The 22,676-nt window shown below is 70.1% G+C and carries 17 protein-coding genes and 3 tRNA genes; 11 read left to right on the forward strand and 9 right to left on the reverse strand.

What is annotated here, in order from left to right; translation table 11 throughout:
* Positions 1-18: 18 nt before the first annotated feature.
* From ACFRKB_RS16760 to ACFRKB_RS16775, 4 genes are read left to right on the forward strand one after another with little or no spacing between them, the layout of a single operon-like run.
* Complete coding sequence (locus ACFRKB_RS16760) at positions 19-2,085, forward strand: DUF3987 domain-containing protein (RefSeq protein ID WP_383106561.1); 2,067 nt, start codon at positions 19-21, stop codon at positions 2,083-2,085.
* Entirely contained in the window at positions 2,075-2,410 is a 336-nt protein-coding gene (locus ACFRKB_RS16765) for a hypothetical protein (RefSeq protein WP_383106562.1), read from the forward strand. The genes ACFRKB_RS16760 and ACFRKB_RS16765 overlap by 11 nt, the downstream gene beginning before the upstream one ends.
* Positions 2,407-2,613, forward strand: coding sequence for an excisionase family DNA-binding protein (locus ACFRKB_RS16770; protein WP_249951549.1), 207 nt, complete (start codon positions 2,407-2,409; stop codon positions 2,611-2,613). Before ACFRKB_RS16765 ends, ACFRKB_RS16770 begins: the two co-directional genes overlap by 4 nt.
* Entirely contained in the window at positions 2,601-3,836 is a 1,236-nt protein-coding gene (locus tag ACFRKB_RS16775) for a site-specific integrase (protein WP_383106564.1), read from the forward strand. The genes ACFRKB_RS16770 and ACFRKB_RS16775 overlap by 13 nt, the downstream gene beginning before the upstream one ends.
* 86 nt (positions 3,837-3,922) lie before the next feature.
* Here the strand turns inward: ACFRKB_RS16775 and ACFRKB_RS16780 are convergent.
* Together ACFRKB_RS16780 and ACFRKB_RS16785 are read right to left on the reverse strand one after the other, a co-directional pair.
* Positions 3,923-3,995, reverse strand: a tRNA-Arg gene (locus ACFRKB_RS16780).
* 244 nt (positions 3,996-4,239) lie between these two features.
* A tRNA-Ser gene (locus tag ACFRKB_RS16785) sits at positions 4,240-4,330 on the reverse strand.
* A 193-nt stretch (positions 4,331-4,523) separates the two neighbouring features.
* Between ACFRKB_RS16785 and ACFRKB_RS16790 the strand changes: the two genes are divergently transcribed.
* Both ACFRKB_RS16790 and ACFRKB_RS16795 read left to right on the forward strand, forming a co-directional pair.
* Positions 4,524-5,045, forward strand: a complete 522-nt coding sequence (locus ACFRKB_RS16790; protein ID WP_383106566.1) for an SSI family serine proteinase inhibitor — start codon at positions 4,524-4,526, stop codon at positions 5,043-5,045.
* Positions 5,046-5,353: 308 nt separating this feature from the next.
* Positions 5,354-9,847 carry a hybrid sensor histidine kinase/response regulator gene (locus ACFRKB_RS16795; protein ID WP_383106567.1) on the forward strand — a complete coding sequence of 1,498 codons (4,494 nt, stop codon included), beginning with the start codon at positions 5,354-5,356 and terminating at the stop codon, positions 9,845-9,847.
* Between the two features lie 69 nt (positions 9,848-9,916).
* Here ACFRKB_RS16795 and ACFRKB_RS16800 read toward each other — a convergent pair whose 3' ends face one another.
* The 3 genes from ACFRKB_RS16800 to ACFRKB_RS16810 all read right to left on the reverse strand — a co-directional run bounded on the left by ACFRKB_RS16800 (position 9,917) and on the right by ACFRKB_RS16810 (position 13,082).
* Positions 9,917-11,563, reverse strand: coding sequence for a long-chain fatty acid--CoA ligase (locus ACFRKB_RS16800; protein WP_383106568.1), 1,647 nt, complete (start codon positions 11,561-11,563; stop codon positions 9,917-9,919).
* A 133-nt stretch (positions 11,564-11,696) separates the two neighbouring features.
* Positions 11,697-12,320, reverse strand: a complete 624-nt coding sequence (locus ACFRKB_RS16805; protein WP_383106569.1) for a SigE family RNA polymerase sigma factor — start codon at positions 12,318-12,320, stop codon at positions 11,697-11,699.
* A gap of 447 nt (positions 12,321-12,767) precedes the next feature.
* Entirely contained in the window at positions 12,768-13,082 is a 315-nt protein-coding gene (locus ACFRKB_RS16810; RefSeq protein ID WP_383106571.1) for a hypothetical protein, read from the reverse strand.
* A gap of 326 nt (positions 13,083-13,408) precedes the next feature.
* On the opposite strand from ACFRKB_RS16810, the gene ACFRKB_RS16815 reads away from it, so the two are divergent.
* Positions 13,409-14,398 carry a bifunctional DNA primase/polymerase gene (locus tag ACFRKB_RS16815; RefSeq protein WP_383106572.1) on the forward strand — a complete coding sequence of 330 codons (990 nt, stop codon included), beginning with the start codon at positions 13,409-13,411 and terminating at the stop codon, positions 14,396-14,398.
* 64 nt (positions 14,399-14,462) lie between these two features.
* Here ACFRKB_RS16815 and ACFRKB_RS16820 read toward each other — a convergent pair whose 3' ends face one another.
* The 3 genes from ACFRKB_RS16820 to ACFRKB_RS16830 form a co-directional block, all read right to left on the reverse strand.
* Positions 14,463-14,816 (reverse strand): hypothetical protein, encoded by a 354-nt coding sequence (locus tag ACFRKB_RS16820; protein WP_383106573.1) that lies wholly within the window; start codon positions 14,814-14,816, stop codon positions 14,463-14,465.
* Between the two features lie 1,714 nt (positions 14,817-16,530).
* Positions 16,531-16,617: transfer RNA gene (locus tag ACFRKB_RS16825), tRNA-Ser, on the reverse strand.
* Between the two features lie 409 nt (positions 16,618-17,026).
* The gene (locus tag ACFRKB_RS16830) at positions 17,027-17,347 is read right to left on the reverse strand and encodes a hypothetical protein (RefSeq protein ID WP_383106574.1); all 321 of its coding nucleotides are present in this window, start codon (positions 17,345-17,347) and stop codon (positions 17,027-17,029) included.
* 309 nt (positions 17,348-17,656) lie between these two features.
* On the opposite strand from ACFRKB_RS16830, the gene ACFRKB_RS16835 reads away from it, so the two are divergent.
* Together ACFRKB_RS16835 and ACFRKB_RS16840 are read left to right on the forward strand one after the other, a co-directional pair.
* Positions 17,657-18,118, forward strand: a complete 462-nt coding sequence (locus tag ACFRKB_RS16835; RefSeq protein ID WP_383106576.1) for a hypothetical protein — start codon at positions 17,657-17,659, stop codon at positions 18,116-18,118.
* Between the two features lie 128 nt (positions 18,119-18,246).
* Positions 18,247-18,825, forward strand: coding sequence for a GNAT family N-acetyltransferase (locus ACFRKB_RS16840; protein ID WP_383106704.1), 579 nt, complete (start codon positions 18,247-18,249; stop codon positions 18,823-18,825).
* Positions 18,826-19,026: 201 nt separating this feature from the next.
* Here the strand turns inward: ACFRKB_RS16840 and ACFRKB_RS16845 are convergent, their stop codons facing one another.
* On the reverse strand, positions 19,027-20,646 hold the full coding sequence (locus ACFRKB_RS16845; protein ID WP_383106577.1) for a S1C family serine protease: 1,620 nt from the start codon (positions 20,644-20,646) through the stop codon (positions 19,027-19,029).
* A gap of 228 nt (positions 20,647-20,874) precedes the next feature.
* On the opposite strand from ACFRKB_RS16845, the gene ACFRKB_RS16850 reads away from it, so the two are divergent.
* Both ACFRKB_RS16850 and ACFRKB_RS16855 read left to right on the forward strand, forming a co-directional pair.
* Positions 20,875-21,780, forward strand: a complete 906-nt coding sequence (locus tag ACFRKB_RS16850) for a glycerophosphodiester phosphodiesterase (protein ID WP_383106578.1) — start codon at positions 20,875-20,877, stop codon at positions 21,778-21,780.
* Positions 21,781-21,865: 85 nt separating this feature from the next.
* Positions 21,866-22,570: an ATP-binding protein gene (locus ACFRKB_RS16855; RefSeq protein WP_383106580.1), complete on the forward strand. Its 705-nt coding sequence runs from the start codon at positions 21,866-21,868 to the stop codon at positions 22,568-22,570.
* Positions 22,571-22,676 lie beyond the last annotated feature (106 nt).

The raw sequence follows: 22,676 nt of genomic DNA on the forward strand, positions 1-22,676 counted from the left end.
CCAGGAGGTGCCCTCAGAATGCCCCATATCCGCCTCGCCCGCGTAGTCGCTCTGGTGAACGTACGCAGCGCCCGCCGGATCCGCTGGCACCTCTTGCACGCGAAAGGCCGCAAGGTGACCAGCCCCTTCCCCTCCGACGAGACGCAGACAGAACCGCCGAACGATCTCGACGCCGAACAGGCCGCGCTCGGCTCCATGCTCCTCTCTCGCACCGCGATCACCGAGGTAACGGCGATCCTGGCACTCGACGACTACTACCGGCCGGCGCACGCGACCATCCACGCGGCGATCGCGGCCATGCACGCCTCGGGCCTGCCGGTCGACCCGATCACCGTCGCCGCGTATCTGCGCGAAGCCGGAGATCTTCACCGCGTCGGTGGACCGAGCTATCTGCACACGCTCGTCCAGGCCACACCCACCGCCGCGAACGGCTCGTACTACGCCCAGATCGTCACCGACGTCGCCAAGCAGCGCCGTCTCATCGAGACCGGCACCCGCCTGATCGCGCACGGCCGCCGAGACGCGTCGGGCACGGAGCAGATCGCCGCCCAGGCCGCCGAGGAACTGGCCACGATCAGGGCAACAGACCAATGGCCGACCCCGATCCCGCTCGGCACGCACGCGGCTCTGCCGGTCTTTCCCGTATCCGCCTTGACGCCATGGATGGCTGAATACGTGGCCGCCGTAGCCGAGTTCACCCAGACTCCGCCGGACCTCGGCGCGACCATGGCGCTGGCTGCTGTCTCCACAGCGGCGGGCGGCCGGGTGCATGTGGAGATCCGGCCCGGCTGGCGTGAGCAATCCAATCTCTACCTCGTCTGCGCGATGCCTCCCGCCTCGCGGAAGTCCGACGTGTTCGCGGCCATGACGGAGCCGATCTACGACGTCGAACGCCAACTTCAGGAAGAGTCCCGCGCCCGGATCATCGAGGCCGAAACGGCGAAGGAAGCCGCGCTCGCCGAGGCCGAGGGGCTCATGGCCAGGGCGCGTAAGCCCGGTGACGGGATGGACCGCAACGCACTGGTGGCCGAGGCATCCGCAGCCAAGCTGCTCGCCGAGGAGATCGCCGTACCACCGAGGCCACGTCTGACCGTCTCCGGCGACATCACGCCCGAGCCCCTCGCGCAGCAACTCGCGGTCCACCGCTGCCTGGCTGCTCTGTCCCCCGAGGGCGACCTCTTCGACATCATCGCGGGACGCTACAGCGCCAAGCCGAACCTCGGCGTGTTCCTTCAGGCCCACAAGGGCGAACGGCTCCAGACGGACCGGATCACCCGCGAGCAGCCCAGCGTCGACAAACCCGCGCTCACCATCGGCGTCACACCCCAACCCGCTGTCCTCCAGGACCTGGCCGGCGCACCCGGCGCCCGCGACCGAGGACTCCTGGCCCGCTTCCTGTACGCGCTGCCCGCCTCGAACCTCGGCTACCGCAAGACCCGCACCACCCCCGTCCCCGAGGCCGTAGCTCAGCGGTACCACGCCCGCCTGTCCGGCCTCCTCCACACGCTCTACGCCCTCCCCGAACCGGTCACGGTCCCCCTCACCGCACAAGCGGACCGAGCGGTAGAAGCACTCCAAGACCGACTCGAAGTCGCCCTGCGCCCGGAACAGCCCCTCGCCCATCTCCTCGACTGGGCAGGCAAACTCGTCGGCCACACGGCCCGCATCGCGCTGCTGCTCCACCTCGCCGACCGGACCGCCAACAACCACTGGGGCCAACCAGTCCCCGAAGAAACCATCAACCGCGCGGCAGAGATCGCCGACTACTACACCCAACACGCCCTGGCTGTCTTCGACCTGATCGGCTCAGACCCCGCCACCGAGGCCGCACAGACCATCCTCGGCTGGCTCCGTCGCCCGCGGACGGACGGCACATGGCGTACGACGATCAAGCGCCGCGACGCAGTCGCCGCCTCCCGCCGCTTCCGCACGGTCACCCAGGTCGAACCGGCGCTCGCGCTGCTCGAATCCCACGGCTACCTCCGCGCCAACGCACCGGCCAGAACCGGCCGCGCGGGCCAGCCGGCCTCGGCCACGTACCGCGTCCACCCCTCCCTCCAGGAGGGCAGCGCCGATGCCCGCTGACCGTCAGCAACGTCAGCACAATCCACTGACCTGCAAGAACGCCGACGCACACACGGTCAGCAGCCGTCAGCACCGTCAGCGCCCCCACATCCCGCCGCTGACACAGCTGACATCCGCTGACGCCCGTCAGCACCCCGAAACCGCCGGTCAGCAAATTCCGCTGACGTCGCTGACGCCTTCCGCCAGCCCCTACATCGCCGAATACGCGGCCACGGCCGCAGAAGCAGCCGGCACCGTGCACCGCCGCATCGGCGAACTGGCCGAATTCAACAAGCTGCCCGACCTGCCCGACCACACCCACTGCCTGGAGAGGGACTGCTCATGACTCCCGCTGTGATCGAACGCAAGTGGCACACCACAGCCGAGGTTGCCGAGATGCTTGGCTTCGGTCTGTCCAAGACCAAGATGCTCGTGCTCACCGGTGAGATCCGCTCGGTGAAGGTCGGCCGTAACCGGCGCATCCTGCCTGCCTGGGTGGACGCGTACGTCACCCGCGTTGCTACCGACGATGCGCGGTGGTCGGCATGAGTGGCAAACGGGGCAACGGCGAAGGGTCCATCTACCCCTACAGGAACGGATTCGCCGCGTACGTCTGGGTCGACACCCCGGACGGCAGACGCAAGCGCAAGTACGTCTACGGACCGACCCGCGATGTCGTGCACGACAAGTGGATCCGGCTGCACGGTGAAGCCAAGAAGGGGCCCGTGGCGACCCGTCACCGCACCCTCGACGCCTTTCTCACGTACTGGCTCGACTCAATCGTGAAGCCGAATCTCGCTCCGCTCTCCTACGTCTCGTACGAAGGTTCTGTACGGCTCTACATCGCGCCGCACCTCGGCACGAAGCGCCTCGACAAGCTCACCGTGCGGGACGTCCGTGAGTGGCTGACCAAGCTGGCCGGCATCTGCCAGTGCTGCGCGCAAGGCAAGGACGCCAAACGCTCAGCGGGTCGGCAACGTTGCTGTGCTGCCGGTGAGTGCTGCGAGGCGTTCCCTTCCCGGCGGGTGATCCAGGCCGCGCGTGATGCCCTGCGGGCCGCTCTGTCCCACGCAGTAGCCGAGGAGGAGATCGGCAAGAACGTCGCGTCTCTGGTCAAGGTGCCCAAGCCGCGTCGTCGCCGGATCAAGCCGTGGTCCGTGGCCGAGGCGGGGCACTTCCTCGCCGACGGAGTGGCCCGTGACGATCACCTGTTCGCCGCCTGGGTCCTCGTCCTCTGCCTGGGGCTGCGACGTGGTGAAGTGCTCGGTCTGACCTGGAAGTCCATCGACTTCGAGACCGGCGAGTTGTACGTGGACCACCAGATCCAGCGAGCCGGACGGCAGATCCTCCACCGCGAGACCAAGACGGAGGAGTCGGACGACTTCCTGCCACTGCCCGCGCTCTGCCTCAAGGCCCTACGCATGCGCCGCGCTCAGCAGACCGGGGACCGGAAAGCCGCAGGCTCTCTCTGGCAGGACAGACACGATCTGGTCTTCACCACGAAGTACGGGACGCCGATCGAACCGGGCAACCTCACCCGCATGTTCGCGCTACGCGCCCGCCGGGCCGGCCTCCGGGCGATCCCGCTGCGGAACACCCGGCACACGTGCAGCTCGCTCCTGGTCGCCCTCAAGGTGCATCCGAAGATCGCTCAGCGCATCCTTCGGCACTCTCAGATCGCCATGACGATGGAGGTCTACGCGGAGGCGAGCGAGGAAGAGGTGCGTGCGGCCATCGGCAGGCTTTCCGAAGCAATGGGCGGCACCGGCTGACGTTCACCGGACCCGTTGCTGTACTTCGCTGCTGTACGGCCCAACAAGAGGGGCCCCCGGATTTCTCCGGGGGCCCCTCACCTGTGTGCACTCGGCAGGATTCGAACCTGCAACCTTCTGATCCGTAGTCAGATGCTCTATCCGTTAAGCTACGAGTGCTTGGCGTTCCGGGTTTTTCTTCCCGGTCGGCGTTGCGGGAACAACATTACATGACCTGTGGCGCCAGGTGAAATCCATTAGCCGGACCACCGCTGACCTGCGAAAACGCCTCAGATTCGACCCCGGAACCGCGCGCCGGCCCCCGGGCGGACGATCACTCGTGGGGGCGGTCACTCGTACGGACCATCGTTGCCGGAACGACCGAAGCCCCGGCCGTGGGGCCGGGGCTTCGGTGATCAACACGCGGAGGCGGAGGGATTTGAACCCTCGATGGGCTTTAAGACCCAAACCGCATTAGCAGTGCGGCGCCATAGACCGGACTAGGCGACGCCTCCAGCACACTCACGCGGGCGCGAGTGGTGCGTGCAGATGATGACACAGCCAGGTGGGGTGTCACCAATCGCTTCTCACGGTACTAGGCGGGTGGCCCACAGAGCAAAGCGCTTCCGCGTGCGCAACGCCGCGGCTTGACGCGCGTTAGAGAGGGCGGGGCGTTGGCCCCGGATCCGAAACCCGTCAGGAGCTTCCATGCCGCGTCGCCTCGCCCTCATCGCCGCCGCCTCTGTCGCCGCGTCCGCCGCCCTGCTGGGCGCCGTCGCGCCCGCCGCCTCCGCGGACGCCTCGGCCCGCGCCGACACCGGCACCTTCACCGAGTCCGCCGGCTTCACGCTCACGCGGCTCGCGCCCGTACCGCTGCCGCTGCCGCGGGCCGAGGACGCTCCGGACGAGTTCACCGTCACCGTCGCGGACTCCGGGCTCCGGGGCGCCGACGGCACGTACCGTCTGAAGTGCCGGCCGGCCGGGGGGACGCATCAGCAGGCGCGGGCCGCGTGCGACCGGCTGGCGCAGCTGGCGAGCGAGAAGAAGGATCCGTTCGCGCCGGTGGCGAAGGGCACGCAGTGCACGATGCTGTACGGCGGCGACGCCACCGCCCGCATCACCGGCACCTGGCAGGGACGCGCCGTCGACGCCACGTTCAACCGGAAGAACGGCTGCGAGATCGCACGCTGGCAGACGCTGGAGCCGGTGCTGCCGAGCACCCGGGCGTAGGACCGCCGACTCGTACAGGCGCCTGTCCCGGTCCGGTCCGGTTGGGTCGGGTCGGGTCGGGTCGGGTCGGGACAGGTGCCCGGTCGGGCAGTACACCCCACAATGAGGCAATTGCGAGGTGCAGAAAGTCCCGTGAGAGGCCACTGGAACAGGCCATTCGCACACAACCCCTGCGAGAGCTCCCGCTCATCCGCCGTCGCGGCCGGCTCCCCAGCCTTTAGACTCCCTTCCGTGACAGGCCGGAACCCGAGGGGCAAGATGGGTGCCGCGGTCCGCAAGGTGCAGTGGTTCAGGGAGGAAGCGTCGTCGTGAGCAGCAGGCCATCGCGAGGCGCTGCTCGCCTCGCGGCGATACTCGACGCACTCCCCGACGGCTTGGTGCTCGTCAACGCCAACGGCACGGTCGTCAACGCCAACACCATCGCGCTGGAGATGTTCGAGACGCCCGGCACGGCGCTGGTCGGCCGCGGGCTGCTCGATCTGCTGCCCGAGTTCGACTCCAAGCTGATCCCCGGTTCGATGCGCCGCCCGGAAGCGGCCGACGCGCGCGGCCGTACGAAGCCGACGCGGATGATCGCGCGCCGTACGGACGGCGGTGAGTTCCCGGCCGAGGTCACCAGCGCGAGCCTGGAGGACGGCCGGGACGCCTACAACGACTCGCACAGCTACACCGGCGACGAGCTGCTGATGCTGGTCGTACGCGATCTCTCGGGCACGATGGACACCGAGGCCGAGCTGGCACGCTCGCAGCGGCAGACCGAGATGATCCTGCGGGCGGCCTCGGAGGGTGTCGTCGGTACGGACACCGACGGCCGCGTCGTCCTCGTCAATCCCGCCGCCGCGCAGATCCTCGGCTTCCGCGCCAGCGATCTGGGCGGCCACCAGCTGCACCCGCTGATCCTGCACTCCCGCGCGGACGGCGAGCCCTTCCCGTACGAGGACTCACCGCTCGCGGACACGCTCAGGTCGGGCCGCAAGCACCGGGTGCGCGGGCAGGTGCTGTGGGCGAAGAGCGGCAAGCGGGTGCCGGTCGATCTGACGACCGCGCCCGTACGGGACGGCGATCAGCTCGTCGGCGCCGTGATGACCTTCACCGACCGGCGTCCGTACGACGAACTCACCGAGCAGCACGCCGCCGAGCTGGCCGCGGCGGAGGAACGGCACACCGCGGAGCTGACGGAGACCACGGAGCGCCTCACCACCGAGCTGACGGACACGACCGCGCGCCTCCGCGCCGAGCTGGCGGAGACCACCGAGCGGCTGCGTGCCGAGCTGGACGAGGCGACGGAACGGCACGCGGCGGAGCTCGCGGACCGCAGCGACCGGTACGCGGCCGAGATCGAGGAGCTGACGGAGCGGTACGGCGAGACGTCCGACCGGCACTCCCAGCTGACCGCCGTCCTCGGTGAATCGCTGCGCGGGCCGCTGGTCGAGCTGCGCGGCGAACTGACCACGCTCGCCGCCGACCCGGCCGGACAGCTCTGGCCCGAGGCCAACCAGATCCTGCACCATCTGGCCGCCGGTTACTCGCGGATGACGACGCTCGTCGACAACGTCCTCGGGTACCAGCGACTCGACGCGGGTACGGAACAGCTGATCAAGACGAACACCCTGCTCGACGGGGTCGTGGCGGCCGGAGTGGAGGGCGCGGTCGAGCTGATCGGGCCCGGCCGGGCGCAGTTCGCGGTGCACGCCCCGCCGATCGAGGCCGAGGTGGACCCGGGCCGGCTGGCGACGGCGCTCGCCCATCTGATCGCCGATGTGGCCGGGGTCGACTCGACGGGCCGGGCCAGGCTGGTGCCGGGCGGCGGATACGTGGACTCGACGATCGTGGTGGCCGCGGCGCAGCGCGGCGATGTCGTACGGATCGAGGTGCGCGGGCCGTACGCCGGGGGCGATCCGGTGCATGAGCCGATCGTGCGCGGGATCGTACGGGCCCACGGCGGCGTGCTCCAGACGCACGAGATGCCGGGCATGGGCGGTAGCGCGTATGTGCTGGAGCTGCCGCTCGGCGAGGGCGCGGGTACGGTCAAGCCGCCCGCCGGGATGCCGGGGTCCGCGCAGCCGGCCCTGCCCGCGGCGGGCGCGGAAGCCGGGACGGGCACGGGAGCCGGTGCGGGGACTTCGGGCGGCGGCAGGCGACGCGCGCGGCGGGCGTCCACGGACGCGTTCCTGGCCTCCGCGACGGAGACGGAGGACGCCGGGGAACCTACGGGACGGCGCCGGGCGCGCGCGGCGGAGCCGGGAGCTGAAGCGGGCGCCGAGCCTGGAACGGCTGGGGCTGGGACCACTGGAGCTGGGGCCGGGACGGCTGGGGCCGGGGCCGGGGTCGGCCAGGACCTGATCCCCGCGCAGGACTCCGGCGGGGGAAGCGGCACGGGCCGTCGGCGCGGCCGTCCGAGCCCCGCTGACGACGCTGCCGCGGCTGCCGGGGGCCCGGGTGCCGCTGGACCGTCGGTCAGCGGACCGGGCGCCGCCGGGCCCTACCCGGGGTCCGCTGTCGCGCTGCCGGCTGCCCCGCTCTCCGAAGGAGCGGTCGTGACGGCCGCCGAGGGAGCGCATCCGACCGGACGGGCGGCGCTCGGCCAGGCCGTCCCGCCCCAGGGTGTGCCCACGGAGGCCGCCGCCGGGACGGGACGCCGGGCTCGGCACGGGGGTCAGGCCGGACACGGTGGCCAGGGCGGACAGGCGGGGCAGGGCGGACAGGCCGGGCAGGGGCAGCGGGCGCTTCCCGCGCTTCCGGCCGGGCCTATGACGCCCGCCGCTCCGATGGCGCCCGCCGCCCCCGTATCCGCACCCGTACCGCCGCCCGCTCAGGCAGGCATCGCGGCATCCGCCTCGCCCGCCTCACCCGCCTCACCCGCCTCACCCGGCGCTTCTCCCGCTCCCGCCGCCCCGGCACCGTCCCCGGCGCCCATGCCGATGCCTTCCGCTCAGCCGACGCCACCGGCCGGGCGCCGCGCCCGGCGCGCGCTGGCTCCCGCGCAGGAGCGGCACATCCCCGTGCCCGCCGAGCCGGAGGGCGCGCGCAGCCCGTTCGCGCTCCCGCCCGCCGAGGCCGACCGTACGCCCGCGTCCGGCGCTGGTCACAGCCCCGCAGCCGCCGTCCCGCCCGCGCCGGGCGGCTCACTGCCGAGCCGCCATGACGCCGTACGGACGAACCCGGACGACGACCACACCCCGCCGCAGCCGCACCCGCTGCCACCGCGGCGCAGGGAGTCCTTCGCCGAGACCGAGGACGCCCCGAACCCGAACGTCTGGGGAAGCCCCGAACGGACCCCGCCCGGCCGGTCCGTCCCCGGCCCTGATCACGGCCATGGCGATTACGGCCATGGCGTGGACCCCACGTCCGGTCCGGCGTCCGGTACCGGCCTGGCGTCCAACGGCCGGGGGATGCCCACGACTTCGGGCTTCGGCACGATGGCCGCGCCCCCGGGCTGGCCCGACGACCCCGCCGCGGGCAACGACACCGGCAGCACGCTGGTCCCGCCGGCCGCCCGTACCGCCCCGGCGCCCGGGGCCGTACCCGGGGACTCCTCCGTCCAGCCTCCGACCTCGTCCGCCGCCGTCGCCGCCGTGCCGAATCCCCGGCGCGGCGCTCATCAGCCGCTCCCGCCCGCGCAGCCCCTGCCCGAAGAGGCGCCGGTCTCGCCGGACTCCACACAGGGGCGGGCCTTCAGCGTGCGCACCCTCGGTCAAGGTGTCCCCTTCACGCAGCAGCTTCCCCACCCCCAGGGCCAGAACCAGAACCAGGCCCAGGGCCAGGCGCAGGCGCATGCTCCGGGCCAGGCCCCGAACCAGCCTCAATCCCTCGGCTCCGGCCGCCGCCGCAAGCTGGGCACCCCGCCTGACGGCACCGAACGCCCCGACCTGACCGCCCCGGGCTCCGGCTCCGGTGCGCACCCCGCCGTCGGCGCGGCGCAGAGCGGCTCGCGCCTGCCGCACGCACACCCCGAGGGACGTTCGTACGCGATAGGGGCGCCCGACGAGGGCGCCGAGGGCCCCGAGCCGCTGGACGGCCCCGGCGGCGCGGTCGAGGTGGCCAACCGCCCCCAGCCGCGGCCCGTCGACGACGAACTCCCCCCGGAGCCGCTCGACAACCCCCGCCGACTGCTGGTCTGGCCCGCGCCGGACGTCTCCACGCAGCAGGCGCTGAGTGACCGCGGCTACCGCCCGGTGGTCGTGCACTCCCGCGAGGAGGTCGACGCGCAGATCGCCGCGTTCCCGGCGGCGCTGTTCGTCGACCCGCTGACCGGACCGATCACCCGTACCGCGCTCCAGTCGCTGCGCCAGGCCGCGGTCGCCGCCGAGGTCCCCGTCCTGGTGACGGCGGGGCTCGGGCAGGCGACCCGCGAAGCGGCGTACGGCGCCGACCCGGCCGTACTCCTCAAGGCCCTGGCCCCGCGCGACAGCGAACAGCACCCCTCGCGCGTCCTGCTGATCGAGGAGAACGAGGAGATCGCGCTCGCTCTGACGGAGACGCTGGAGCGGCGCGGCATGCAGGTCGCGCGCGCGGCCACCGACAACGAAGCGGTCAACCTCGCGACCCAGATGCGGCCGAACCTGGTGGTCATGGACCTGATGCAGGTACGCCGACGGCGCGCCGGGATCATCGACTGGCTGCGGGCCAACGGCCAGTTGAACCGGACGCCGCTGGTGATCTACACCTCGGCGGGAATCGACCGGACGGAACTGCCGCGGCTCGCCTCCGGGGAGACGGTCCTGTTCCTGGCCGAGCGCTCCACCAGCGACGAGGTGCAGTCCCGGATCGTGGACCTGCTCGCGAAGATCGGGACGAACTGACCTTGGGACGGAGTGACGGCCGGACAAGACCTCCGGACACGACCTCCGGACAGGACCTCCGGACAAGATCTAGAGCCGCGTGACGTCCAGCTCCCCGTCCGCGTACTGCCTGCGGATCACCTTCTTGTCGAACTTCCCGACGCTCGTCTTCGGCACCGCGGACACCACCGTCCACCGCTCCGGCAGCTGCCACTTCGCGATCTTCCCGGCGAGGAACTCCCTCAGCGACGCGTAGTCGACCGTCGCCCCGTCCCTGAGAACGACCGTCGCGAGCGGTCGCTCGCCCCACTTGTCGTCCGGTACGGCCACGACCGCCGCCTCCGCCACCTCCGGATGGGCCATCAGCGCGTTCTCCAGCTCGACGCTGGAGATCCACTCGCCCCCGGACTTGATGACGTCCTTGGCGCGGTCGGTGAGCGTGAGATAGCCGTCGGGGCTGATGGTCCCCACGTCGCCGGTCTTGAGCCAGCCGTCCTCGCTGAACTTGTCCGCGGGCTTGATCGGCTCACCGCCCGCGCCCCCGTAGTACGCCCCGGCGATCCAGGGCCCTCGTACCTCCAGCTCGCCGGCCGACTCACCGTCCCATGGCAGGAAGTCGCCACGGGGCCCGGCCAATCGGGCCTCGACACCGGCCGGGAAGCGCCCCTGGGTGAGGCGGTACGGCCACTCCTCCTCGGCGGTGAGTCCGGCGGGCGGGTTGGACATCGTGCCGAGCGGCGAGGTCTCCGTCATGCCCCAGGCGTGGCAGAGCCGTACCCCGAGCGTGTCGTACGCCTCCATGAGCGAGGGCGGACAGGCCGCGCCGCCGATGGTGACGCGGGCCATCGACGTCAGATCGCGCGGGCGGGCGGTGACCTCGGCCAGCAGCCCCTGCCAGATGGTGGGGACGGCGGCGGCGTGTGTGGGCTTCTCGCGCTCGATCATCTCGGCGAGCGGGGCGGGCTGGAGGAAGCGGTCGGGCATCAGCATGCTGACGCCGGTCATGAAGGTGGCGTGCGGCAGGCCCCAGGCGTTCACATGGAACTGCGGGACGACGACCAGCGTGGTGTCCTTGTCCGTCAGACCCATCGACTCGGACATGTTGACCTGCATGGAGTGCAGATAGATGGAGCGGTGGGAGTAGACGACGCCCTTGGGATCACCGGTGGTGCCGGAGGTGTAGCACATGGCCGCGGCGGACCGCTCGTCCAGCTCGGGCCAGTCGAACGTGGTGGGGCGGCCGGCGATCAACTCGTCGTAGTCGTGCACGCGTACGGACGCCCCGTCGAGCAGGGCGCGGTCGCCGGGACCGGAGACGATGACGTGCTCAACGGTCGGCAGATGCGGGAGGAGCGGGGCGAGGAGCGGCAGCAGCGACCCGTTCGCGAGGATCACGCGGTCGGCCGCGTGCCGGACGATCCAGATCAACTGCTCGGCCGGGAGCCGGAGGTTGAGGGTGTGGAGGACCGCGCCCATCGAGGGGATCGCGAGATACGCCTCGACATGCTCGGCGTTGTTCCACATGAGGGTGGCGACACGTTCGTCGTCGACGACTCCGAGCTCGTCACGCAGGGCATTCGCGAGCCGCGTCGCGCGCCCGCCGACCTCGGCGAAGCTGCGGCGCTGTGGCTCGCTCTCGCCGGTCCAGGTGGTGACCTGCGACCTTCCGTGGATGGTCATCCCGTGGTGCAGGATGCGGGTCACAGTCAGCGGTACGTCCTGCATGGTGCTCAGCACGGCGTCCTCCCGGTGGGCGCTTGCGCTACGTGGCAGTTAACGGTTGCGGAGATTCTGCGCACGTACCGCGCGGTATGTCACTACCCGGGAGTAGAACGCGCGGTCGGACGTCGCACTGTCCGACTCCCCGCGATCAGCGGACGGGCGAGAGCTCCGGGTCCTCGCGGAGCTTTCCGAGCGCGCGGGACACCGCGCTCTTGACCGTGCCGACCGAGACACCGAGCACCTCGGCGGTCTGGGCCTCGCTGAGATCCTCGTAGTAACGCAGGACCACCATGGCCCGCTGACGGTCGGGAAGCCGCATCACCGCACGCCACATCGCGTCGTGCAGCACCTGCTGCTCGGCCGGATCGGGCTCCGGCTGACCGGCGGGCTCGGGCAGTTCCTCGCAGGCGAACTCGTCCACCTTGCGCTTGCGCCACTGCGACGTCCGGGTGTTCAGCAGGGCACGGCGGACGTAACCGTCCAGCGCCCGATGGTCCTCGATCCGGTCCCAGGCGACATACGTCTTGGTGAGGGCCGTCTGCAGCAGGTCCTCCGCGTCGCTCGGATTGGAGGTGAGCGAGCGCGCCGTACGCAGCAGCACGGGCCCCCGCGCCCGTACATACGAGGAGAACGACGCGAAGGGCGGGAACGGCGAGAAGCCCGCGGGGCCGGTGTGGCCGCTATGGCCCGCGTGGGAGTTGTGGCTCGGGTACGACGAGTGCGCGGCCGGTTTGGCGGCTTGAGAGGCGCTCGTGCAGACAGGCGTGGTCATGGCTCCACGCTAGGAGCGAGGCCCACCTCGGGGGATCGGCCCCAGGTCCCGAAGCGGTCTCCGCCTCAGGGTGTAGGGAGGGTGCCGGCTCCACCTCCTGTAGGTGGAGGAGGGGTCGGGGAGGCCGTCAGGGTCATGCGCGGGAAGTACGGATCCGCCACCGTACGAGAGCGATCGGTTACGCGAAGACCATGGGCCGCGCAGGAGTGCCAGCGCCGACGAGAGACCGGCGAGAGCACGAGGAGACGCCGGAGAGACGCCGACCGGAAACCGCCCGAGACACCGACCGAGACACCGGTCGAGACATCGGCCGAGGAGCGGACCGAGACGCTGACCGAGACGCCGGTGAACGCGGAGAACGCGGAGAACGCCCTGCGCGACGGCACCGGAGTACCGCCGCGCAGAACGTACTTCACCCCTCAGTCACGCCCCCCGTCGGGCCGTACTTCACCACCAGAGGTTGTTGAAGGTCACCGCGACGTTCTTGTTGGACTGGTCGATCGCCGTGAAGCCCGAGCCGATCACATTCGCGGTGTTGTTCTGATTGGACGCCCCTTCGCCGGTCGCTACCTGCTGCGTGGTCGTCGAATTGCCGAGGTTGTGTCCGCCCACCCCACTGCCGCTGATCGTGGCCACGGTCGCGTTCGATCCACCACCGGAGAAGGCGCCGTTGTCAGCCTGAGCGACCCCGGTGAAGAGCGCGGCGGCGAGGGGCAGCGCGGCGACAGCGGCGAAGGCACGGGCGGTACGGAAGCTTGCCATGACATTTCCTCCAGGAACCAGAAGTACGGCTTTTTCCGAGGCAGTTGGCCGACTGTCTCGGTCGTGGTGACGACGTCGCGACCTCAGAATTGCCCACCGAATCCTCCGCGAACCACCCCGGAGACCCTGATTCCCTCGCAAGCGTGAGGACATGTCGATAAACCCCTAATGCGCCCCCAAAGCCCTGATCCGCCCTCGTCCAGACGTCGCGATCCGTACCGCGAGCCCTTCCACCACAAGCGAAGAAGCGTTTCCTCCCCTCCTCACCCTCACTCCTCGAACTACTCCCCCTTCCCTTCTTCGAACACTTGTACGAACATAGACCCATGGCCATCACCGCCCGGCACACCGCCACCCTGGCCCTCGCGCACGCGCTGTCCGCCGCCGACCGTGGGCTCCCCGTCTTCCCGCTGTCCCCCACCAAGCTCCCCGCGCTGCGCTCACCGCACAGGGGCGAGCCAGAGCCGGTTCTCTGCCGGGGCGAGTGCGGGCGTCCCGGCCACGGCGTGCACGACGCCACCACCGATCCCACCGGCGTACGCTCCCTGTTCACCGCCGCGCCTTGGGCGACCGGCTACGGCATCGCCTGTGGCAGGCCGCCGCACCACCTCATCGGAATAGACCTGGATGTCACCGCGGGACCGACGTCAGGACCGGCTTCGGGACCGACGTCAGGACCCACATCGGGACCGGCCTCCGGTCCACACCCGGGACGGACCTCGGCACCGGCGCCGAACTCACCACCCGACTCGGTGGCAGCGCTTCAGCAACTGGCTCTCCAGCATCTGTTCACGCTCCCGGAGACCGTGGTGGTCCTCACCCCCAGCGGTGGCCGCCACATCTGGCTGACAGGCCCGCCGAACGTCGTCGTACCGAACTCCGCGGGCCGGCTCGCCCCCGGCATCGACGTACGCGGAGCGGGCGGCTATCTCGTGGGCCCTGGCTCCGTCACGGCGCGCGGCGCCTACCGGCCTGCTCCCGGTACGGCCGACCTGGCACCCGCGCCCTGCCCCCGCGCCCTTCTGCGCCTGCTCACACCCCCTGCGCCCCCTACGCGCGCTCCGCACCGCCGGCACGGCTCCGGCGCGGCCCAGGAACAGCCCGCGCGCGGCCACGGCCTCGTGCAGTTCGTACGCGCGGCGCACCCGGGCCAGCGCAACACCCGGCTGTTCTGGGCCGCCTGCCGCGCGTACGAACACGGCTTCGGCGAGACGCTGACGGAACCCCTCGTCGACGCCGCCGTACACACCGGCCTGACCGAACAGGAAGCCCGCGCGACCATCGCGTCGGCCGCCCGCCTCACCGCCGGCCCCTGACGGACGACACGGAGAGCGCCCGTCATCGATGGTGAGGATCAAAGCCGCAGCCGGGCGTCCCCCTTCACCCCGCGACCAGGTCCGCGACTTCGCGCGCGGTCCAGTGGCCGGCCGCACCTGGGCACGCCGCGAGATAGCGCGCGACGGTCTCCACATCCCAGGCCCCCGCCTCCAGCAGGCCGGAGCCCAAGACCTTGATGTAGGACGCAGAAGGCGCGTTCCACTCCGTCTCGTTCACGCTCCACGGAGCGGTGAAGGTGAGCACCGGAATCCCGTCGATCGCCCCCGGACACACAAGCGTCTCGTACCGCCCGCCCCCGAACACCGACCGCCCGCCGCTCAACGCTTCGGTCAGATCGAGATCAACCCCCGGCTCCCGGTACATCTCTTGTGCCGCGATATCCGAGAACTGCCCCACCGAGACACGATGCGCTCGCGCCAACACCCTCCCCCTACCGCCGGGATCGTAGAACGCCCTCCCCCCTCCCCACACGGGCGACTCGGTGGCGAAGTACACCACGCCGCCGAGCTCCACGGGCACGGACACCCGCGGCAACCGCGTGTCCCGGCACCCGGGATACGCCCTGCCGGCATTCGGCGGCCGTCCACCGACGATGTAATACGAGAGCCGCTCAAGGCACGTATTGGAACCGTAAGACGTGTACCAAACCTCACCCGGCGAAGCGCTGCCGCTCGCTCGCCTCTCCATGACACGGGGCCTGATCACTGATCCACCGATCGCTAGTCACGGCCACTCCAACGCACCGCCCCCATCCTCGCCACAACGAGCACCCACCGCCTCAGGTCAGACGGGTTCAAGCAACCCCGCCGGCCCGTCATCACTCGCCCCGGGGGGCCATCACGGACGTGATCACGGCCGAGGGGCACGTAGCGGACTCGACGATGCGGGTCCAGAAGGCTCATCATGCAGGCGCGCCGCGGAACCGACAGGTTCGGCACATGCGTCGTCGCCAGACAACCTCATGCAACTACATCAAGAAGGCAGGGCATGGAACCGGATCCCTCGATATGGGAGTTGCTGTTCGTGTTCCTCTTCGGGGGCATTATCGCCATTGTGAGGATGTCGTTGATCGTGTTCCCCATCATCGGCGTCGGGATCTGGACTGTGTCGCGAGTGCGCCGCCGCCTACGTGGCCGCAGCCGCTAGTCCAGCACGCGCAGCCGTGCCCAACTCGTGACCGACCGAGCAGGGACTGCGGGGAACACCTGTCGCTCCTAAAAGGCCAAGCGAAGGCACTGGCTAACGGTTCGGCCGGAGGACGGTGAACTCATTCCTCGCATGGAAGTAGAGGCCACGCCCTCCCCTCCTCACGGCAGTACGAGCACAAGGCGCCCGCGGCGAACACCTGGAGGCGTTCTTCGGCTGCATCTACTACGCGGCCATGCGACCGGGCGAGATCGCAGCGCTCAAGATACGGCGCCGACCCTGACGGCCGGCTATTCCGCGCGGCCCAGGGCGGCCACGTCCGTCCCGGCCAACTCCCAGTCCCTTGTTGCGGAAACCGGCTGACACCAAGCGCTGAAGCCGTGCATAATCCTGCTACTTGGCAACAAACGCGGCTCCCTGCGTCCGCCGCCCCATTGTGGGCATGACTTGAGGGAGTCCGTAATGGAACCGATTTCTCTGCTGCTCATTGCGATCATCTTGATGATTGTGCGTGAGAGGTAGTTACGTCGCGCCGAGTGTCGAGGGCCCTCACGGGCCCTCGATTTGTTCCTCAAGGACATCGTCGTGATCTTCGAGGCCGACCCTACGGTGGCTCGCTAAAGCCTGGGAGACGACCGGTCCCAGCCACAGCGAGCTTTGCACCCTACCCGCTGCACGTAGCGCGCCGCGTCTGGCGCGGACTGCCGGGACGAAGGCGGGAGGCGCGTCGCGCCGCGTGCGGGCCTTGAAACCGTGGGGAAAGCTGTAGCTCAGGGCTTTACTGATTTCTCGATGCAGTTGGATCCATGTGAGAGTCTGCCGAGTTCTGGGGGGGGGACAGTCGGGGGACGAACACTGATCCACAGCAGGCCGCAGGTGAGAAACAGTGAGACAGACTCAACGCCGAAGGGGTGTCTCCCACACGGAGACACCCCTTCTGACCTGCACCTACACTGACCTGCTGCGGTGGGTGTGGGATTTGAACCCACGGTGACATCGCTGCCACGACGGTTTTCAAGACCGTTCCCTTAGGCCGCTCGGGCAACCCACCCATGCCCCGCCCACCAGCGACGGAGCGGCTACAGCCTACCGGGCCCGGCCGGTCGCGGGGGCCGTTGGCCTGTCCCTGGTCTGTGGGCTCCGGAAACGGGACGTTGACGGGCCCGAGAGCAGGGTGCCATGGGTACCGGCCGTACCCGTCGAGGAACGCCGGGCGGGAATCGCGACGGACGGCGGGAGCCGGAGCCGCCACCCTCCTGGGTCCTCCGGACGCGGGCCAGGTGGTCGGCGCGGCTGCGTCGGGACGGGGACAGAAACTTGCAGGTCCTTGCGGAGTCCGCCGATCTCCCGTCAGCCGGCCGGGTCGATCCGCTGGATCTGCTCGACCTCGTGATGGAAGTGCCGGATCACGTGGATGAGGATCGCCTCCACGTCACCTCCGCAGGTCGTCGCTTCGTCTCTCATAGAACAATCACGAGCACGAACGTCGGCAGCAAGGTCACCAAGGCACTGGGCAGCCAGTACCAGGGAGTGGCCACAGCAACCCTGCGCCGCACGGGGCGGTTGGTCAGCCACCAGAGCAGGATGAACCCGACCGTCACCGGCCCCCCGAACAGGAGCCAAGGCAGCATGCCGTCGTTCTCCGTCGGCTCGCGCTGGGTCCAGCCGAGCGCGGCGAACGGCCAGTTCGACGCGAAGTACCACAGCAGCCACACCGGAACCACAGCGGGAAGTCCCAGCAGCAGGTTCACGCCCACGGATGTCAACGACCACTTCCACATGCGCCCAGTATGGAAACCCTGGGTGGCTGTCACTTGCCGCGGGAGAGCTGGTTGTCGTTCTCCAGCACGTTGTACAGGCCGTGCAGCTCACGGCCGTACGGTCAAGTCCGGCCTGCGAGCCCCGGATTGGGTGCGCGTTGCAGAGCGTCAGGCAGGCGACCGACCGGATGTCGTAGTCACCACCCGTGATCACCACTACCTTGATCGACTTCGCACCGGTCCCTCGGGGGGACTGCTGGCGCCCGGCTCCCCGCCTACCGCTAGAGTGCGATGCTTGTTCGATTCGCCGGGGGCGGAGGGGGAGGGGTTATGAGCGTACAACTGCGCGATATCGCCGGTGAGTTGGCGGGGGTTTTGTGGCGGGAACACACCGTGTACCGGGAGCGGTCCGGCGGTGTGGTGATCCGGGGCGAGCATGTACGGCGGTGGATCAGCCTCGCTCCGGCGGGCGGCCGGGACGAGGTCCTCGTACGCGCGGGGCGCATCCTGGACGGCGGCACCACCGCTCCGGCGCGTTCGGAGGCCGTGGTGCCGCTGTCCGCCGGTACCAGCGTGCTCGCCGCGACCTGCCGTCGCCTGCTCGCCGAGACGGCGGCCGACGCGGCGCCGTTCACGCCGGGACGGGCAGCGCCCGCACGGTCGAAGCGGTCCGGGAAGGCCGCGCGGCCCAAAGGCAGGGGGAAGCACACCAGTTTCGGTTCATGGGTGATCCTCGCCTGCGTCGCCGGTGTGATCGCCCTGTACGTCTACAGCACCGCGATGCGTGGCTAGCCGGTACTGCTAGCAGGTACTGGAGGGACACGTCAGGGTCGGTCCCGGTCGAGGCGCGGTGCCCACCGACAAATTGTGTGGTCGTAGTCTTCAGCGGCCCGTAGCATCCGCCCGTGACTGAGGATGCGATGGGAGAGCCGGTGGCGGAGGCGGACCGGGAGCCGTGTTGGCGGGGGAGGAAAGTCGGTCTCTCGCCTCTTGATGTCGCTGACGCCGAGCTGGTTCACAGGTGGCGGTCCGACCCGGTAGCCGCTCACGAGATCGGTATCTGGCCCCAGCCGCTGTCCGGCCTCCGTGAACGCATCGAGCGCCACATCGACGACCAGGACCGCGACGACTTCCTCGTTCTCCTCCCCGATGGCACGCCGATCGGCCACATCGCCCTCTTCGACCAGAACATGGCCGAAGGCACGGCGGAGGCCTATCTGATGCTGGACCCGCGGAACCGCGGGCGGGGTTACGGCACGGACGCCTTGAACGCCCTGGTCGATCTCGCTTTCGGCGAACTGCCGATGCACCGCGTCGAGGCCGTCACGCACACAGACAACACCGCCGCGCTCGCCACCTTGGGAAACGCCGGGTTCGTCCAGGAGGGAGTGCGCCGCTCGGCGTGCTTGCATCGGGGACGCCGCTATGACCTCGCGGTCCTGTCTCTGCTCCGCAGCGAGTGGGAGTCACTGACGCGCCCCAGATCCTGGGATCTCTGAACGAAGTCGCCTCCGACCGGGGTCGTGGTCCGTCAGCTCGGCAGTCGCGTGGCGGTGTTCGTGGTGACGCGCCGCGCTGGGACGACGCTTTCGACTTACCACCAGTCGCCCTAACCGGGGCCCCGGGCCCCGCCAAGACGCAGGCCGGCGGTTGAGCGTGTTCCACGCCCCGCCGCTGGCCTCAGGAAACGAGCAGACCCGTCAGCTCTCGCCCTCGCGCTCGCCCAGGGTGACCTGGGCCGTGGACTCCTTGCCGTCGCGCTTGTAGGTCAGGGTGACCTTGTCGCCGGGCTTGTGGGTCCAGATCTGGCCGATGAGGGTGGGGCCGCTGTCGATCGGGGTGCCGTTGAACTTGGTGATCACGTCTCCGGCCTTCAGCCCCGCCTTGGCAGCCGGGCCGTTCGCGACGACCGCCGGGGTGCCGCCCTCTCCCTGGGCCGAGATCCTGGCGCCTTCGCCGCCCTCGGCCATCGTGACCGTCGCGCCGATCACGGGGTAGACCGGCTTGCCCGTCTTGATGAGCTGCTCGGCCACGTTCTTCGCCTGGTTGATCGGGATCGCGAAGCCCAGCCCGATGGAGCCCGCCTGGGACTGACCCATGCCGCCGCTGCCCGCCGACTGGATGGCCGAGTTGATACCGATGACCGCCCCCCGCGAATCCAGCAGCGGGCCGCCCGAGTTGCCCGGGTTGATGGAGGCGTCGGTCTGGAGGGCGCTCATGTACGAGTTGCTGGAACCGGAGCCGTCACCCGAGGCGACCGGGCGGTTCTTGGCGCTGATGATGCCCGTGGTGACCGTGTTGGAGAGACCGAACGGGGCACCGATCGCGATCGTCGAGTCCCCGACGGCGACCTGATCCGAGTTGGCGAGCGGGAGCGGGGTCAGGCCGGAGGGCGCCTCCTTCAGTTTGATCACCGCCACGTCGTACCCCTCGGCCCGGCCGATGACCTCTGCGTCGTACTTCTTGCCGTTGGAGAAGGTCGCCGTGAGGTCACCTCCGTTCGCCGCGGAGGCCACCACGTGGTTGTTCGTGAGGATGTGGCCCTCCTTGTCGTAGACGAAGCCGGTGCCCGTACCGCCCTCGCCGTTACCACCCTGCGCCTCGATGGTGACCACGCTCGGCAGCGACTTGGCGGCCACCGAGGCGACCGTGCCGGCGTCACGCTTGACCTCCTTCGGGGCGTCCGCCGCGGAGACCGTCGTCGAACCGATCGAGCCCTCGTCGTTCCTCTCGGCCGCCCAGTAACCGATCCCGCCGCCCACACCGCCCGCGATCAGCGCGGCCACGAGCACGGCGGTGATCAGCCCGCTCTGGCGCTTGCGCGGCGGCCTCGGCTCATGTCCCGGCACCGGCGCGCCCCAGGCGGGACCGCCGCTGTCCGCTCCGCCGTACGACGCTCCGCCGTACGAGGGGAACTGGGGCGGCGGCGGGGGCCAGCCCGCGTCGGCCGCACGCGGCGGCGCGGCGGCATGCTCCGGCTCGGAACCCGGCTGCGAATGAGGCTGCGACGGCGACTGAGGCTGAGGCTGTGACTGCGACGACGGGTACTGAGGAGCGGACTCGGAGAAACGCCCCGCCCGGTCGGCCGTCGGCGCCGCCGGCTCACCCGGTGCCGACCCGTGCCCCCCGGGCTCGCGCGCCCCAGGCTCAGCCGCGGCGGGCTCGCGCGCCCCCCGCTCATAGGGACCCGGCTCATGCGCGGCCGGCTCAGGCGCGGCCCCTCGCGGAGCGGACGCGGGCGTGCCCTCGGGAGCGGCATCCGGCACGGGAGGTACGGACGGGGCGGCGGGGACCGCGTTGCCCTCGTTCTCAGTGCTCACAGCTCTTTCTCCTCGGTTCCACGTCGTCTTCGGCAAGAGTCCGCTGTGCAAATGTGCAAGTGAGTGTCTGCGGTCAGCTTTTCCCACAGCACGTCAGGCCACTGTAAGCAGGACCTGTGCGTCTGCCCGTCATCCTTTATTCCGGACAAAAAGAACACACCTGGACCGACCGGCCGTCAGACACCAACCGTTCACTCACGTACCCCCTCACGATGACACCATGACGCGGTGACTCAAGCACGCCAGCACAGCATCCAGGTCGTCGCCCACCGCGGAGCCTCGGAGGACGCCCCCGAGCACACCCTGGCCGCGTACATGAAAGCCATCGAAGACGGGGCCGACGCGCTTGAGTGCGATGTACGGCTCACCGCCGACGGCCATCTCGTCTGTGTCCACGACCGGCGGGTGAACCGCACCTCCAACGGCCGTGGCGCCGTCTCCGCCCTGGAACTCGCCGATCTCGCGACCCTCGACTTCGGTTCCTGGAAGGACAGCGAGGAGAGCCCGGACTGGCGGGACCCGGAGTTCACCTCCGTACTGACGCTGGAGCGCCTGCTCGAACTGGTCGCGGACGCCGACCGCCCCATCCAGCTGGCCATCGAGACCAAGCACCCCACCCGGTGGGCCGGGCAGGTGGAGGAGCGGCTGCTGCAGCTGCTGAAACGGTTCGGACTGGACGACCCCACGCGCGGCGGCCGGGCCCCCGGCGCCCCCACGCGGGGCGGCCGCGCCCCGGGCGGCCTGCCGCCGGGCGAGCCCCTCCGGGGCCGGTCCGCGCCGGGCGGAGCCGTTCCCGGGGAGTCGGCCGTACGGATCATGAGCTTCTCGGCGCGCTCGCTGCACCGGATCGCCTCCGCCGCGCCCCAGCTGCCGACCGTCTATCTGATGCAGTTCGTCTCACCCCGGCTGCGCGACGGACGGCTTCCCGCGGGGGCCAGGATCGCGGGTCCCGGCATGCGGATCGTCCGTAACCACCCCGGCTATATCGCCCGACTGCACAGGGCGGGCCACCGTGTCCATGTCTGGACGGTGAATGAGCCGGAAGATGTCGATCTCTGTGTGCGCCTCGGGGTGGAGGCGATCATCACCAACCGCCCCAAACAGGTTCTGTCCCAGCTGGGCCGTCTTTCCTGAGATCTCCCGACTCACACCTGACTCCGGCTCACGGACAGTGACAAAGAGCGCACCGGCGCGTTCGTTCCGTGTTCGAACGTCACGAGTGCGTCAATGGCCTTCCCTTGGCCGGTTTCCGGTCCAGGCCATTGGGGCATCCACACCGTGGCGTGGGGCAAAGGAGGTCTCGGGGGTGGCGTTTGTGGTGGCACAGGAAGTGCCCACGTCGTCGTGCATGGCCGTGCCCCATGGCCCTGCGGGCGTGGGTGAGGCGCGACATCGGATGCGTGAGCAGTTGAGGCGCAGCGGGATGTCTGACGCGGTAGTGGACGACGCCGTACTGATCCTTTCCGAACTCCTCAGCAATGCCTGTCGGCACGGCAGACCGCTGGGGCGTACGGAGATCGGTGACGGGGACATACGTGCCGCCTGGCGCGTCGACAAGGCGGGCCGGCTGACCGTCGAGGTGACGGACGGCGGTGGTCCTACGCGGCCCATCCCCGCCACCCCCTCGGTCACGGCGCGCGGCGGGCGCGGGCTCAACATCATCACGGCCCTCGCCCAGGAGTGGGGGGTACGGGACAGCGCCTCCGGAGAAGTCACGGTGTGGGTCATCGTTACGGATGGGCACCGCCGCGACGATTTCGCTACGCGCGTCACATCCCCTCGACCGAGTCCGGAGAGGCACGACGGCCTGGAGGAACTGGACGGGCTGGACGCGTTGGAGGGCTTGAACGGTCTGGACGGGCTGGACGGATTGAACGGTCTGGACGGGCTGGATCTCGCGGAGGTCTTGGAGGACAGGGACTGACGGGACTGACCGAGGACTGACCGAGGACTGCCTGACGAATGACCTGACGAAGGTCTGACGAAGGCCCGGCGGAGGACTGCCGGAAGACTGGCGGAGGACCGTCTGA

This window comes from Streptomyces scopuliridis (assembly GCF_042790125.1).
GTDB lineage: Bacteria > Actinomycetota > Actinomycetes > Streptomycetales > Streptomycetaceae > Streptomyces > Streptomyces scopuliridis_A.